This window comes from Bradyrhizobium sp. HKCCYLS3013 (assembly GCF_051167615.1).
Taxonomy (GTDB): domain Bacteria; phylum Pseudomonadota; class Alphaproteobacteria; order Rhizobiales; family Xanthobacteraceae; genus Bradyrhizobium.
Genome location: NZ_JBNPTK010000002.1, coordinates 244,060 through 258,435 on the forward strand (window position 1 = coordinate 244,060; position 14,376 = coordinate 258,435).

The following is a 14,376-nucleotide window of genomic DNA, read 5'->3' on the forward strand; positions in this document are numbered from 1 at the left end:
GGAATCTCGATCTGCGCGCTCGGGATTCCGGGTTCACGCTTCCGCCTTCGCTCTACGAGCTTCGGCGGACAAGTCGCGTGCCCCGGAATGACAGGGTTGGATTAGTCGAGGTGGAACTTCGCCAACTGGCGGTGCTCGGCGCGGATGTAGCGCACCGTGCCAGTGACCGAGCGCATCACGACGGTCTCGGTCTCGATGACGCCGTCCTTGCGGAACTTGACGCCGGAGAGCAGCGAGCCGGTGGTGACGCCGGTCGCCGCGAACAGGCAGTCGCCGCGGGCCATGTCCTCGATGCCGTAGATCATCTTGGGATCACCAACGCCCATCTTGTGGGCGCGCTCGCGCTTCTCCTCGGTGTCGAGGATCAGGCGGCACTGCATCTGGCCGCCGATGCAGCGCAGCGCCACTGCGGCCAGCACGCCCTCAGGCGCGCCGCCGGTGCCGAGATACATGTCGACGCCGGTATTGTCCGGGTCGGCGCAGTGGATCACGCCGGCGACGTCGCCGTCGGTGATCAGGCGCACCGCGGCGCCGGTCGAGCGGACGCCCTGGATGATGTCGGCGTGGCGCGGACGGTCGAGCACCAGCACCGTGATCGCGCCGGGCTCGACGCCCTTGGCCTTGGCGAGCCGGCGCACGTTGTCGGCCGGCGTCGCGTCGATGTCGACGACACCCTTGGCGTAGCCGGGGCCGACCGCGATCTTCTGCATGTACACGTCGGGGGCGTGCAGCAAGGTGCCGCCATCGGCCATCGCCATGGTTGCGATCGCGCCCGGCATGTTCTTGGCGCACAAGGTCGTCCCCTCGAGCGGATCGACCGCGATGTCGACCTTGGGGCCGGCATTGAGGCCGACCTTCTCGCCGATGTAGAGCATCGGCGCTTCGTCGCGCTCGCCCTCGCCGATCACGACCGTGCCTTCGATCGGCAGCTTGTTGAGCTCGCGGCGCATCGCATCCACGGCCGCCTGGTCGGCCGGCTTCTCCTGGCCGTGGCCGCGCAGCCGCGCCGCCGACACCGCCGCCCGTTCGGTCACGCGCACCAGCTCCAGCGTCAGGATGCGCTCGAGCAGCAATTGTTGCGGGACAGAAATCTGCGTCGACATCGATCAACTCCTCAAGACGTCAAGGCGGACATCCGCCATCAAAATCTACCGCTCGCACGCCGCCCCCCTGGGCGGCATCCGGGTCAGGCGGTCGGCACGAACGGCCGCTCCCCGCCTGTCTACTCTCCCGCTTTGAGCATGAACCTATACCAAACGCCACGCGTTTGTTTGAGCAGGGACAAGCGGTTCCCTGGGCATCATGCGCTAGTTCTTCTCGATCCGGATGACCTGGGGCTTGCCGCTGATGACCTTGTCGCGCTGCACCGCCTGGAGCGCGCGATGCACGGCATCCTCGTGTGTCGCATAGGTGATCAGGATGACCGGCACCGGCGCCGACTTGCCGGCCGTCTTCGCCGGCTCGCTGCCGTTGGGATGGCGCTGCACGATCGATTCGATCGAGATCTTCTGCTCGGCCAGCCGGGTGGCGATGGTGGCGGCGGTGCCGGCATGGTCACGCGCCATCAGGCGGATGTAATAGCCACCCTCGTGCCGCTCCATCGGCGCCTTCTCGGTCGCCTGCAGCTTCTCGACCGGGCGGCCGAACGGCGCGGCGCGGATGCCGCGCGCGACATCGGCGATATCGGCCACGACCGCGGAGGCCGTCGCGGCGCCCCCTGCTCCCGGACCGACCAGCGTGATCGGCGGGATACCGTCGCCGTCGATCGTGACCGCGTTGGTGACGCCCATCACCTGGGCGATCGAGGAGGATTTCGGCACCATCGTCGGATGCACCCGCTGCTCGATGCCCTTGGCGGTCCGCACGGCGACGCCGAGCAGCTTGACGCGGTAGCCGAGCTCGGCCGCCGCCTTCAGGTCCTCCGGGGCGATCGAGGAGATGCCTTCCACATAGATGGATTTCTCCGCCACCTGGGTGCCGAAGGCGAGGCTCGCGAGGATCGCGAGCTTCTGCGCGGTGTCGTGGCCATGAATGTCGAACGACGGATCGGCCTCGGCATAGCCGAGGCGCTGGGCGTCCTTCAGGCACTCGTCGAACGACAGCCCTTCCTGCTCCATCCGGGTCAGGATGTAGTTGCAGGTGCCGTTGAGGATGCCATAGACGCGGCTGATGCCGGTGCCGGCGAGACCCTCGCGCAGGGTCTTGATCACCGGAATGGCGGCGCAGACGGCCGCCTCGAAATTCAGCGCGCCGCCATGCTTCTCGGCCGCCTTGGCGAGCTTCAGACCGTGCTTTGCGATCAGCGCCTTGTTGGCGGTCACCACCGACTTGCCGGCCTTCAGCGCGGTGTCGATCGCCGACAGCGCAGGATCGCCGGCGCCGCCCATCAGCTCGACCAGGCAATCGACCTCCGGATCCGAGGCAAGCGCCAGCGCATCCTTGGCCCAGGTGATGCCGGACAGATCGATGCCGCGCTTCTTGGCCTTCGACCGCGCCGTCACGGCGACAACCTTGACCGGGCGCCCCGTCCGCTCGGTCAGCACGCGCGCCTGACGCTCGATGAGACGAACGACCTCGACACCCACGGTGCCGAGGCCCGCGATGCCCACTCTCAGGGGTGCGACCATGGAATCAAAGAACCTGTCGAAAGGAAAGTACGGGAGGGCTCAGCGCCGGTTGGCGATGGGAACGACGTTGTGCAACGTTTCGATCCCGCTTTCAAGGAAGCGGCGGACACCGCGCGCGGCCTGCCGAATGCGCTGCTCGTTCTCGACCATCGCGATGCGGACATAGCCCTCGCCATGCTCGCCGAAGCCGACGCCCGGCGACACCGCGACGCCGGACTTCTCGACCATGAGCGTCGCGAACTGCATGCTGCCGAGGCTCTTGAACTTCTCCGGCAGCGGCGCCCAGGCGAACATCGAGGCCTCGGGCGACGGGATCTCCCAGCCGGCCCGGCCGAACGACTCGACCAGCGTGTCGCGGCGCTTGCGATAGACGTCGCGCATCTCGCGGATGCAGTCGTCGGGGCCGTTGAGCGCAGCGGTGGCCGCCACCTGGACCGGCGTGAACGCGCCGTAGTCGAGGTACGATTTGACGCGCGCGAGCGCCGCGATGATGCGCTCGTTGCCGACGGCAAAGCCCATGCGCCAGCCGGCCATCGAATAGGTCTTGGACATCGAGGTGAATTCGACGGCGACATCCATCGCGCCGGGCACCTGCAGCACCGACGGCGGCGGGTTCTTGTCGTCGAAATACACCTCGGCATAAGCGAGGTCCGAGAGGATCAGGATCTCGTGCTTCTTCGCGAATGCGACGAGGTCGCGATAGAAGTCGAGGCTCGCGACATAGGCGGTCGGGTTGCTCGGATAGCAGACGATCAGCGCCAGCGGCTTCGGAATGGAATGGATGATCGCGCGCTCGGCCGCCTCGAAGAATTGCGGGGTCGGCTCGGACGGCACCGAGCGGATCACGCCGCCCGCCATCAGGAAACCGAAGGCGTGAATCGGATAGCTCGGATTCGGGCAGAGGATGACATCGCCCGGTGCGGTGATCGCCTGCGCGACGTTGGCAAAACCTTCCTTCGAGCCCAAGGTCGCCACGATCTGAGTGTCGGGATTGAGTTTCACCCCGAAACGGCGGTCGTAATAGCCGGCCTGCGCCCGGCGCAGTCCGACGATGCCGCGCGAGGCCGAATAGCGGTCGGTCCGCGGCTTGCCCAGGGTCTCCTTGAGCTTCTCCAGCACGTGCGGCGGCGCCGGGAGATCCGGATTGCCCATGCCGAGATCGATGATGTCGGCCCCGGCATTCCGCGCGGCCGCCTTGGCCCGGTTGACCTGCTCGAACACGTAAGGCGGCAAACGGCGGATGCGGTAAAAATCTTCCATGGGTCTCTCGGCTCCGGCAACCGGGGGCGGATTCGCCAGCAGGGCTGGCGCTGCGGCGGCGTTCGCCATGCCTTGAAACCGGTGCTGGATCAGGAGTTTAGCACGGGCTCGCGGCTTGGCTGGCAACGACACGCGGAGGTGTTGATTCCGGTTGTTTTATCATGGCCGCCGCGCCGCGCCAGACAATTACGCCGCGCCACGCGGCCGATCGCCCAGCCTTTGTCCCGGGCCGGTCATTTGGGCCTGACGCTGGTACCCGCCGAAGCCTGGCGGTCGCGCGCCGCGAGCAGCTCCTTTTCGATCTTGTCGCGCTCCTGCGGCGAGATGATCGGCGCATCGCGGTCGCGCGGCACGTCGTTGACGGGCAGATACCCACCCGGCTCCTTGGGTCGGGCGACGGCATCCGCGTCGAGCGAAGGCATGTCCGCGATTGGACTGGAGCACCCGGCAAGCGCGAGCGCGCCGAACACGACGAGTCCCGCAACAAGGGCGCGCCGTCCCGACCTCCAACCTCGCCCCTGCGTCCCCACGCGCACGTCCCTCAGCCCCCAACTTCCAGTCGACGGTCCCCGGCCCGACCGCAGCGCGGCGCATTTTGCCGCAGCACAACCAATTGTCACTCGAAACGTGACCGGCTTGAACAGGAATTTCATCCAGCTACGTGATCATGATGTCGGAAGCGAGAGATTTTTTCGCAGCGCAACAATCAGAAATCGAATTTGCCGCAAACTCGCGGATTATTGATCTCGCGCGGTGACGAAACGATCCCGACGCGATAGTGTGATCGAGCCATGACCGACGTTCAGAACAGCAGCAATCCAGAAAAAACATTCGATGCGGAAGCGTTCGCGATGAACATCGCGAAGGCCATGGAAAGCAGCGGCAAGGCGCTGTCCGCCTATCTGAAGCCGCGCGAGACCGGCGAGGTTCAGGACCGGCCACCGACCGAATTGACCGAGGTCGTCAAATCCTTCACCGCGGTCGCCGACTACTGGCTGTCGGACAAGGATCGCGCCAGCGACGTCCAGACCAAGATCGCCAAGGGCTATCTCGATTTGTGGGGCTCGGCCGCGCGCCGTCTCGCCGGCGAAGACGCGCCCCCGGCCATTTCGCCCTCGCCGCGCGACAAGCGCTTCGCCGATCCGGAATGGAAGTCGAGCCAGTTCTTCGATTTCGTGATGCAGGCCTATCTGCTGACGACGCAATGGGCGCAGGACCTCGTCCACAATGCCGAAGGCCTCGATCCGCACACGCGCAAGAAGGCCGAGTTCTACGTCAACCAGATCACCAATGCGCTGGCGCCCTCGAATTTCGTTCTGACCAATCCTGAGGTGCTGCGGCAGACGGTGGCGTCGAGCGGCGATAACCTGGTGCGTGGCATGCAGATGCTCGCGGAGGACATCGAGGCCGGCAAGGGCTCGCTCAAGATTCGCCAGTCCGACCCGGCCAATCTCGAGGTCGGCGTCAACATGGCGACGACGCCGGGCAAGGTCATCTTCCAGAACGACATGATGCAACTGATCCAGTACGCGCCGTCGACGGAGAACGTGCTGCGCACGCCGCTGCTGATCGTGCCGCCCTGGATCAACAAGTTCTACATCCTCGATCTGCGCCCCGAGAAATCCTTCATCAAATGGTGCGTCGATCAGGGCCTCACGGTGTTCGTGATCTCCTGGGTCAATCCCGACAAGAAGCTCGGGACCAAGACCTGGGAGGACTACATGAAGGAAGGTCCGCTCACCGCGATGGACGTCATCGAGAAGGTGACGGGCGAGATGAAGGTGCACACGATGGGCTATTGCGTCGGCGGCACCATGCTGGCGACGACGCTGGCCTGGCTCGCCGACAAGCGCCGCCAGCGCGTGACCTCCGCGACCTTCCTGGCCGCACAGGTCGACTTCACCCATGCCGGCGATCTCCTGGTGTTCGTCGACGAGACCCAGATCTCGGCGCTGGAACGCGACATGCAGGCCTCGGGCGTGCTCGAAGGCAGCAAGATGGCGATGGCCTTCAACATGCTGCGCTCGAACGACCTGATCTGGTCCTACGTCGTCAACAATTACCTGAAGGGCCAGGCGCCGCAGGCGTTTGACCTGCTGCACTGGAATTCGGACGCCACGCGGATGTCGGCGGCGAACCATTCCTACTATCTGCGCAACTGCTATCTGGAGAACCGGCTGACGCAGGGCACCATGGTGCTCGACAACACGCTGCTCGACCTCTCCAAGGTGAAGGTGCCGGTCTACAATCTCGCCACCCGCGAGGACCACATCGCGCCGGCCGACTCCGTGCTGTACGGATCGCAATTCTTCGGCGGTCCGGTGAAATACGTGCTGTCGGGCTCGGGCCACATCGCCGGCGTCGTCAACCCGCCCTCCTCCGGCAAGTATCAGTACTGGACCAATGACCAGATCCACGACATCTCGCTGAAGGACTGGATGAAGGGCGCGCAGGAGCACAAGGGCTCGTGGTGGCCGGACTGGCGCGAATGGCTGAGCCAGCTGGATCCGGAAGAAGTTCCCGCACGCGACGTCGGCAACGAGGCCTATCCACCGCTCGAGGATGCGCCGGGCTCCTATGTCCGCGTCCGCGCATAGCGTGATCCGCCGCGATTGACTATAACCGCTCCGTCCCGCCGGGACGGGACGGGAATCAGTTGAGGGGATCTCGATGACGCGCGAACTGTTCTGGCTGACGCTCACGGTCATTCTGACCGGCCTGCTGTGGGTTCCCTACATCCTGAACCGCTGCCAGGTCCGCGGCCTCACGGGCGCCATGGCCAATCCCTCCCGCAACGACAAGCCGCACGCGCCGTGGGCCACGCGGCTGATGTTCGCGCACGACAATGCGGTCGAGAACCTCGTGATCTTCGCGCCTCTGGTGCTGATCCTCAATGCGATCGACTACTCGACCAAATGGACCGTGCTCGCCTGCGCCGTCTATTTCTGGTCGCGCGTCGCTCACGTCATCGTCTACGCGATCGGCCTGCCGGTGTTCCGGACGCTGGCGTTCGTGGTCGGCTTCGCGGCACAGGCTGTGCTCGCGGTCGCGATCTTCGGCTGGCTCTAGCGATCCGCTAGGGCAGATTGTCCCGCAGGAAGATATCGATGCGGATGCGCTCCTGATCGGGACTGATCGGCTCCCCCGAGCAGTGCGCGAGCAGGACGCGCGCCGCCGAGCGCGCCTCGTGGCCGGGATCCTGGTTGATGATGGCGTCGCACGTGCCGCGGACAAGGAACCTCCTGGTGTGCTGGGTCAGCTCATGCGTGATCCACACCACGTCGCGAGCTCGCCCTGAGGCCTCCAGGGCATCGGCGATGCCGCGATTGCCGGCGCCGCAGCAATAGATGCCGAGCAGATCCGCATGGCGCGCGAGCAGCGCCGCGGTCAGCTCCCGCGTGCGCTCGCTGTCGTCGCGGCCCTCGATCACGGGCAGCGCCCGCAGGTTCGGATATTCGCTGGAGAGGATCTGGTTGAAGCCGAACTGCCGCTCGGCATGATCGCGCAGCGACAGAGATCCCGCGATCACCGCGACCGTTCCCTCGCGACCGCCGAGATAGCGTCCCATCAGGGTGGCGGCGGTTCGCCCCGCGGCCGGATTGTCGATCCCGACATAATGCAGGCGGCGCGAGCTGGGCGCGTCCGAGACCAGGGTCACCACCGCGACACCGCGCGCGGTGAGCTCGTCGATCGCGGCGCGCACTCTGGGGTGATCGAGCGCGATGACCGCAACGCCCTGATAGGCCGGCGACAGGTTCTCCAGCGCACCGGCCAGCACGTCAGGATCGAACACGTCGACGTGGAGGATATCGATGAAGCCGCGCTGGCCGGCCAGCCACTCCGCCGTGCGCTGGACCTGCTCGGTCAGGACGGTCATGAAGCTGTTGCCACCGGTCGGCAGCACGAAGGCAAAGCGGAAGCTCTGGCCGCGCGCGAGCCGTGCCGCGGCGACGTCGGCGCGATAACCCAGCTTGGCAACAGCGGCCTCCACCCGGGCAACGGTCTTGGCACGCACGCCCTCGCGCCGGTTGATGACGCGGTCGACGGTGGCGAGCGACACGCCCGCCGTCCGCGCGACGTCCTCCAGCGTGGCCCGGACCGGCAACGGGTTCGCGTCAGCCGTCACTCGCGCGCCGCCCATAACATGCCGCGGGTCATCAACGTCCGGATCTCCGGCACGTCGAGCTCGTAAGCGCGGTGGCCGAGCGAGGAATAGAACACCCTGCCCGCGCCGTAGCGCTTCTTCCAGACCACCGGCATCACCACCCCCTCGATCCACGGGGCGTGCTCTCCGGTGAAGGTCGTGGTCGCCAACACCTCGTTGGCCGGGTCGACGTGCATGTAATACTGCTCGGAACGGTGCTCGAAACTTGTCAGGCCCTTCATGATGGGATCGTCCGGCCGGGTCAAGTCGACCCGGTAGTCGATGATATTGCCGGGATGGGCGACCCATTGCCCGCCGCACAGGAACTGGTAGTCGACCGAATCGCGGAAGGCATCGCACATGCCGCCATGATGGCCGGCGAGCCCAACGCCGCTGCGCACCGCCGCGCAGAGATTGAGCGCTTCCGCCTTCTCGATCTTGGACATCGTGTAGATCGGGATGATCAGCGACAGATCGTGGATCGCAGGATCTGCGAATGCAGCCGTCGTGGTCTCGATCCGCACCTCGAAGCCTTCCGCCTTGAGCCAGCCGCGGATCATCGAGGCACAGAGATCGGGGTCATGTCCCGGCCAGCCGCCCCACACAATCATTGCCTTGCGCATGTCTCTGTCCTCAGTCGATCTGTCCGGTGTCGCGTCCAACCGGCAACATCGCCGGCCGCTCCACGCGGCTCTCGATCTTGACCCGCCGGCCTTCGTTTGCGGAGGTCTGGAACGCTTCCATGACCTCCAGCACGTGGAACGCGAGCGCGCCGCTGGCGCGATGCGGCCGGTCGTTCAGGATCGCGGTCGCCATGTCGGCGACGCCGATGGAGCGGAACTCGCCGTCGATGTGACCATGCGTCAACGGCATCGTCTGCCAGTCGCCGCCGGTCCTGGCGACCTGGACCTCGCCGCCGAAGCGGTTGGGGTCCGGCACCAGCATGCTGCCCTCGTCGCCATAGATCTCGATGGGGGCGTGCCGGTGCCTCGGGACGTCGAAGCTCATCGTGACCGAGACCACCGCACCGCTTTCGAATTCGAGCGTGCCTGCGACGTGCGTCTGCACCTCGACCGGAATCAGCGTGCCGCTCATCGGCTGGCTGGTGACGAGGCGCTCCGCTCGCGGGCGCGCGGTCGAGCCCATGACGCTCGCCACCGGGCCGAGCAGTTGCACGAGATCGGTGATGTAGTACGGCCCCATGTCGAGCATCGGCCCGCCGCCGCGCAGATAATAGAAGCCCGGCGCGGGATGCCAGCGCTCATGGCCGGGGCAGCCGAAGAAGGCGCTACCGGCCACGGGTGTGCCGATCGCGCCGTCGTCGATCAGCTTGCGTGCGGTCTGGTGTCCGCCGCCCAGGAAGGTGTCGGGCGCGCAGCCGACGCGGAGATTCTTCTGCGCGGCAAGCTCGATCACCTTGCGGGCCTCGGCGACGTCGATGCCCAGCGGCTTCTCGGAATGCACGTGCTTGCCGGCGTTCAGCACGGCGAGACTGACGTCGGTATGGGCGAGCGGCACGGTGAGATTGATGACGATCTCGACGTCATCGCGCTTCAGCAATTGATCGACCCGCATCGCCGGCAGGCCGAAGGCCGCGCCCTGCCGCTCGGCGGCGTCGCTGCGCATGTCGGCGAGCGCCTTGATGTCCAGAACGGGAAAGCGCTGCGCGGCCTTCAGATACGCCGTGCTGATGTTGCCGCAGCCGATGATGCCGATGCCGACTTTTCTCATTGGGGTCTCCGTGAGGTCTCGTTCATCCCTTGACCGCGCCCGATGTCAGGCCGGCAACGATGTGCTTCTGCGCCAGGAGGAAAAGGACGATCGTGGGCAGGATGGTCAGGGTGATGAAGGCGAGGATCAGGTGCCACTCGGAGGAATATTCGCCCTGATAGACCATGATGCCGAGCGGCCAGGGATACAGCGCGTCGGTGTTGAGCATCACGAGCGGCAACAGATAGGCGTTCCAGCTGTTCACGAAAGTGATGGTGCCCACGGTCGCCAGGATCGGGCGCGACAATGGCAGCGTCACATAGCGGAAGAATTTGACGTAGCTGCAGCCGTCGACCAGCGCGGCCTCGAGCAGCTCGTAGGGGATGTCCTTGAAGAAGCGGCGCAGCAGCAGCACGCTCATCGCAAGGCTGAAGGCGACCTGCGGCAGCGCGACGCCGAAATAGGTGTCCAGCAGCCCGAGATCGCGCACCTTGATGAACAGCGGCAACACCGCGGTCGCCGCCGGAAACAGCAGGCCGAGCGTCAGATAGCTCAACAGCATCGAGCTGCCGTAGAATCGGACATGAGCAAAGGTGAAGGCCGCCATCGACGCGACGATGAGAGTCAGGACCACCGTCAGCGTGGAGATGATCAGCGAGTTGCGCAGCAGCTGCCAGTAGCGCCCGGAGAACAGGATGTCGGCATAATTCTGCCACTCCCAGCGCTGCGGCAGGCCAAACGGATTGACGCGCAGTTCCCCGAGCGACTTGAAGCCGCCCAGCAGCGTCGCGAGCAGCGGCACCAGCACGAAGATGGCGACGATCGCGAGGAACACCGCCTTGAACAGCACGGCGGGATCGAACGGCGCTTGGCTCGTCTCGGCACTATTCATCGCGCATGAACCATCGCTTGTAGGTGAAGGCAAATGTCACACAGATCACGAACAGGATGACACCGATGGCGCTGCCATAGCCGACCCGCATGCGGGAGATGCCGTTGTTGTAGAGGAAGCTCACCATCGTGTTCGAGGAGTCGGCGGGGCCACCGCGGGTCAGCGGCATCACGAGATCGAACAGCTGCAGCGAGCCGACGATGGCGAAGAACACCGACAGCCGGATCGTCGGATAGAGCAAGGGGATGACGACATGGCGCAGGCTCTGCGTCCGGGTGGCTCCGTCGATCCGTGCCGCCTCGATCAGGCTCTTGTCGATGCTTTGCAGCGCCGCGATGAACAGCATCATGTGGAAGCCGAAATACTTCCAGACGATCACGATCAGCACCGCCAGCATCGCCGTGTCGGTCGAGGCCAGCAGATGCGGCGGCTCGGCGCCGAAGCTGCGCCAGATCGACGCGACCAGGCCGTAATCGCCGTCATAGACGAAGCTGAAGATCAGCCCGGTCGCGATCTCGGCGAGGATATAGGGCATGAAGAACAGCATGCGCAGCGCGACCGCGCCGCGAAACCGCTCCGCGAGCATCAGGGCCAGTGTCAACGCCAGCGGCAGCTGGACGCAGAGCGAGACCGCAATGATCAGGCCGTTGTTGCGCAGCGCGAGCCAGAAGGCGCGCGTCTCCAGCACGAAGCGGTAGTTGTCGAAGCCGATCCAATGGGTCGGCCGTCCGAATCCGTTCCAGTTGAAGCCGGAGTACCAGGCGGCCTCGCCGATCGGCAGCACCACGAACAGCGTGAACAGCAGCAGCGCCGGCGGCAGGAACAGGACCAGGACGGTGAAGCGGCCGTCCCAGCTCGGGCCGCGCACCGCGCGCGCGGAGAGCGATGCCGGCGACACCATCGCCGGCGAGCCCGCGATCGGCCGCGCCACGTCAGTTGCCCTGCTTCCGCGCCGCCTCGATCGCCTGGGCGGCGTCCTGCGGGGTCATGCTGCCGCCGGCAATCTCCGCGGAGACGTCATTGACGACACGGCCGACGGAGGGACCCAGGCTCTGGTCATAGAAGTTCTGGTGATAGTTCGATTTTGCCAGATTGGACGCGATCAGCTTCATGAAGGAATTGTTGAGGCCGGCGTCGGCGCCCTGCACCACCGGGATGATGAAATTCCCTGTCGCCAGCCGGGTCTGGACGTCCTTGGAGATGAAGTACTTCAGGAAATCGACCGCTTCCTTGGGCGAGCCCTTGGTGACCAGCCAGCCGGTGATGCCGCCGAGCGTATCCGTCGGCGCGCCCTTGCCGCCTTGCACGACCGGAAAATCGAACCAGCAGATCTTGTCTTCGCTGAGGCCCACCTTGTCGGCGGCGAGCGCCCGCTGCAGGTTGTAGACGGAGCTGATCGCGAGCGTCATGGCCGCCTTGCCGTCGCCGAAATAGCCGACGGCCTGCGGATTCTTGAAGCCAAGAAAGCCGTTCTGGAACGGCTGGAGATCGACGAGCTGCTTGAACAGCTCGCCGGACTTGACGAAGGTATCGCCAGCAAAGCCGCCATTCTCGCCGCGCAACGCCGCGTCGAATGCCGGCTTGCCGCCGATGCGCACCGCCAGATGCGTCCAGTAGAAATGCAGCGGCCATTTGTCGGCGCCGCCGACGACGATCGGGGTCACGCCCGCGGCCTTCAACGCCTTCACGGCCGCCAGCAGATCATCCCAGCTCTTGATGGCAGCCGGATCGACCTTCGCCTTGGCCATCAGCTCCTTGTTGCAGACGAAGCCGACCTGCGACAGCGAGATCGGCAGGCCGTAGACATGGCCGTTGTCGGTGAAGGCCGCGAGCGCTGCCGGCGTCACGCTGTCGCTGTAGCCCTTCACCTGGTCGGTGATGTCCTCGAGGACGCCGGCCTCGATCTGCGCCTTCAGCACGCCGCCGGCCCAGCTGTAGATGATGTTCGGCCGGTCCTTGGATTGCAGGATGGTCGGCAGCTTGGCCTTGTAGGCCTCGTTCTCGAGGAACTGCATCTCGATCTTGGTGCCGGGATGCGACGCCTCGTAGGCGCGGGCCACCTCCTCCCAGATCTTCACCTGGGCCGGATTGACCTCGATATGCAGCCATTTCACCGTGGTGTCGGCGCTTGCGGCGGTCGCACCAAGCAGGCATGCGGCAGCGGCGAGTCCCAGCTTCGCGAGCAGTCCCATCGGAATCCTCCCAACCGTCTTCTTTGTTGCGGTAATCCTGTCCTCATTTTCTGAGGTGCGCAACTGAAATTCTGACAGTGAGAACCTCAAGGATGAGGTGTTCGCGTTTGCGATACGTATTGCAGGCGGGAGAGACGGCTAGCTGAGCTGGGAAGGCGCGGACCGACCGGCGCGAGCTGGCGCCGGCTGCGCAAGAGAATAGGCCGTGGACCGTACGACGCTCAGGTGCACCGTGCCTTGAAATCGGCGGCAACGAGTTTTGCCATCACGTCGTTGAGGTGGGCCTGGTCGCGCGTCTCGATCACCAGCTCCAGCAGGGTCGCCTTCGCCGGCAGGTCCGAGAAGGTGCGCTGGTGCGAGACCTCGATGATGTTGGCGCCCGCATCCGCAAGCAGGGTGGAGACGGCCGCGAGCTGTCCCGGGCGGTCGACGATGTCGATCGACAACTGCGTCAGCCGCCCCTCACGCGCCAGCTCGCGGGTCAGGACCGAGGCGATCAACCGGGTATCGATGTTGCCGCCGCTCAGCACCAGGCCGACATTGCGTCCGGCAAACTGCGCAGGGTGCGCGAGCACGGCGGCGAGACCGACGGCGCCGGCGCCTTCGACCACTGTCTTCTCGATCGAGATCAAGGTCGCCAGCGCACGCTCGATCTGCGGCTCGGTGACCAGCAATATGTCATCGACGAGCTGTCGGATGATCTCGGTCGTGATCCGGCCCGGCGACTTCACCGCGATGCCCTCGGCCAGCGTATCACCGCGCATCGGCAGCTGGCTGTTGCGGACGGCGTTGTACATGGAGGGATAGAGTTCGGCCTGCACGCCGACGATGCGCAGGCCCGGCTTGATGGCGCGCGCCGCGACCGCCATGCCAGAGATCAGCCCGCCGCCCCCGATCGGCACCACGAGCGTATCGAGCTCGGGGACCACCGCGAGCATCTCCAGCGCCACTGTGCCCTGCCCGGCGATGATCAGCGGATCGTCGTACGGGTGGATCATGGTCATGCCCTTGGCCGCACCGTGCTCCCTGGCAAATGCCCCCGCCTCTTCCAGGGTGGCGCCGGAAATCACGACCTCGGCGCCGTGCCGCTTGGTGTTCTCCACCTTCACCATCGGCGTGCCCACCGGCATCACGATGGTCGCGGGAATGCCGAGACGCCGCGCATTGTAGGCGACGCCCTGCGCGTGGTTGCCGGCCGACATCGCGATCACGCCGCGTTCGCGCTGCCCGGCGGACAGCGCATTCAGCCGGTTCAGCGCGCCGCGCTCCTTGAACGAGGAGGTGAACTGCAGGTTCTCGAATTTGAGCCAGACGTTGCAGCCGCAGATCTCGCCGAGCGTCCTGCTCTGGTTGCAGGCCGTCGCGAGCACGGCGCCACCGATGGTCTCGGCGGCGGCGCGCACGTCTTTGACGGTGACGGGCAGCGCGTTCAGATCGATGACGGTCATGGGTCTGCCCATTCCTCAGCGTGCGTCAATGCACAGCGCGGCCCGCGGAACGCAGGCCGTCGCATGATGATGTCGATCGTGCCGGGCGCTTCCGCGACCGGGA

At 65.7% G+C, this 14,376-nt stretch carries 13 protein-coding genes; 2 read left to right on the plus strand and 11 right to left on the minus strand.

Annotation, left to right across the window (positions count from 1 at the left end; translation table 11 throughout):
- Positions 1 to 101: 101 nt before the first annotated feature.
- From glpX to ACQR1F_RS05255, 4 genes are all read right to left on the minus strand, one after another.
- On the minus strand, positions 102 to 1,103 hold the full coding sequence (gene glpX, locus ACQR1F_RS05240) for a class II fructose-bisphosphatase (RefSeq protein ID WP_315712118.1): 1,002 nt from the start codon (positions 1,101 to 1,103) through the stop codon (positions 102 to 104).
- A 204-nt stretch (positions 1,104 to 1,307) separates the two neighbouring features.
- Positions 1,308 to 2,627, minus strand: coding sequence for a homoserine dehydrogenase (locus ACQR1F_RS05245; RefSeq protein WP_315800108.1), 1,320 nt, complete (start codon positions 2,625 to 2,627; stop codon positions 1,308 to 1,310).
- Between the two features lie 39 nt (positions 2,628 to 2,666).
- Positions 2,667 to 3,887: an LL-diaminopimelate aminotransferase gene (locus tag ACQR1F_RS05250; protein WP_315800109.1), complete on the minus strand. Its 1,221-nt coding sequence runs from the start codon at positions 3,885 to 3,887 to the stop codon at positions 2,667 to 2,669.
- A 233-nt stretch (positions 3,888 to 4,120) separates the two neighbouring features.
- The gene (locus ACQR1F_RS05255) at positions 4,121 to 4,357 is read right to left on the minus strand and encodes a hypothetical protein (protein ID WP_315800110.1); all 237 of its coding nucleotides are present in this window, start codon (positions 4,355 to 4,357) and stop codon (positions 4,121 to 4,123) included.
- Between the two features lie 321 nt (positions 4,358 to 4,678).
- On the opposite strand from ACQR1F_RS05255, the gene ACQR1F_RS05260 reads away from it, so the two are divergent.
- Together ACQR1F_RS05260 and ACQR1F_RS05265 are read left to right on the plus strand one after the other, a co-directional pair.
- Positions 4,679 to 6,484 carry a PHA/PHB synthase family protein gene (locus ACQR1F_RS05260; protein ID WP_434912630.1) on the plus strand — a complete coding sequence of 602 codons (1,806 nt, stop codon included), beginning with the start codon at positions 4,679 to 4,681 and terminating at the stop codon, positions 6,482 to 6,484.
- 73 nt (positions 6,485 to 6,557) lie between these two features.
- The gene (locus ACQR1F_RS05265) at positions 6,558 to 6,956 is read left to right on the plus strand and encodes an MAPEG family protein (protein ID WP_315800112.1); all 399 of its coding nucleotides are present in this window, start codon (positions 6,558 to 6,560) and stop codon (positions 6,954 to 6,956) included.
- 7 nt (positions 6,957 to 6,963) lie between these two features.
- Here the strand turns inward: ACQR1F_RS05265 and ACQR1F_RS05270 are convergent, their stop codons facing one another.
- The 7 genes from ACQR1F_RS05270 to ACQR1F_RS05300 all read right to left on the minus strand — a co-directional run bounded on the left by ACQR1F_RS05270 (position 6,964) and on the right by ACQR1F_RS05300 (position 14,273).
- The gene (locus ACQR1F_RS05270) at positions 6,964 to 8,013 is read right to left on the minus strand and encodes a LacI family DNA-binding transcriptional regulator (RefSeq protein ID WP_434912631.1); all 1,050 of its coding nucleotides are present in this window, start codon (positions 8,011 to 8,013) and stop codon (positions 6,964 to 6,966) included.
- Entirely contained in the window at positions 8,010 to 8,654 is a 645-nt protein-coding gene (locus ACQR1F_RS05275; protein WP_315712128.1) for a ThuA domain-containing protein, read from the minus strand. Before ACQR1F_RS05275 ends, ACQR1F_RS05270 begins: the two co-directional genes overlap by 4 nt.
- A 10-nt stretch (positions 8,655 to 8,664) precedes the next feature.
- Complete coding sequence (locus ACQR1F_RS05280) at positions 8,665 to 9,762, minus strand: Gfo/Idh/MocA family protein (RefSeq protein WP_434889291.1); 1,098 nt, start codon at positions 9,760 to 9,762, stop codon at positions 8,665 to 8,667.
- 22 nt (positions 9,763 to 9,784) lie between these two features.
- A complete protein-coding gene (locus tag ACQR1F_RS05285) occupies positions 9,785 to 10,633 on the minus strand; it encodes a carbohydrate ABC transporter permease (RefSeq protein ID WP_315800115.1) in 849 nt (282 codons plus the stop codon).
- A complete protein-coding gene (locus ACQR1F_RS05290; protein WP_315800116.1) occupies positions 10,626 to 11,564 on the minus strand; it encodes a carbohydrate ABC transporter permease in 939 nt (312 codons plus the stop codon). Before ACQR1F_RS05290 ends, ACQR1F_RS05285 begins: the two co-directional genes overlap by 8 nt.
- 1 nt (position 11,565) lies before the next feature.
- Complete coding sequence (locus ACQR1F_RS05295) at positions 11,566 to 12,825, minus strand: extracellular solute-binding protein (RefSeq protein ID WP_434912632.1); 1,260 nt, start codon at positions 12,823 to 12,825, stop codon at positions 11,566 to 11,568.
- Between the two features lie 221 nt (positions 12,826 to 13,046).
- Positions 13,047 to 14,273 carry a threonine ammonia-lyase gene (locus ACQR1F_RS05300; RefSeq protein WP_434912633.1) on the minus strand — a complete coding sequence of 409 codons (1,227 nt, stop codon included), beginning with the start codon at positions 14,271 to 14,273 and terminating at the stop codon, positions 13,047 to 13,049.
- Between the last annotated feature and the right edge of the window lie 103 nt (positions 14,274 to 14,376).

Coding starts and splice junctions, on each gene's coding strand:
- glpX (WP_315712118.1), bottom strand. CDS start 1,103: ATGTCGACGCAGATTTCTGTCCCGCAACAATTGCTGCTCGAGCGCATC.
- ACQR1F_RS05265 (WP_315800112.1), top strand. CDS start 6,558: ATGACGCGCGAACTGTTCTGGCTGACGCTCACGGTCATTCTGACCGGC.
- ACQR1F_RS05245 (WP_315800108.1), bottom strand. CDS start 2,627: ATGGTCGCACCCCTGAGAGTGGGCATCGCGGGCCTCGGCACCGTGGGT.
- ACQR1F_RS05280 (WP_434889291.1), bottom strand. CDS start 9,762: ATGAGAAAAGTCGGCATCGGCATCATCGGCTGCGGCAACATCAGCACG.
- ACQR1F_RS05260 (WP_434912630.1), top strand. CDS start 4,679: ATGACCGACGTTCAGAACAGCAGCAATCCAGAAAAAACATTCGATGCG.
- ACQR1F_RS05275 (WP_315712128.1), bottom strand. CDS start 8,654: ATGCGCAAGGCAATGATTGTGTGGGGCGGCTGGCCGGGACATGACCCC.
- ACQR1F_RS05300 (WP_434912633.1), bottom strand. CDS start 14,273: ATGACCGTCATCGATCTGAACGCGCTGCCCGTCACCGTCAAAGACGTG.
- ACQR1F_RS05250 (WP_315800109.1), bottom strand. CDS start 3,887: ATGGAAGATTTTTACCGCATCCGCCGTTTGCCGCCTTACGTGTTCGAG.
- ACQR1F_RS05295 (WP_434912632.1), bottom strand. CDS start 12,825: ATGGGACTGCTCGCGAAGCTGGGACTCGCCGCTGCCGCATGCCTGCTT.
- ACQR1F_RS05285 (WP_315800115.1), bottom strand. CDS start 10,633: ATGAATAGTGCCGAGACGAGCCAAGCGCCGTTCGATCCCGCCGTGCTG.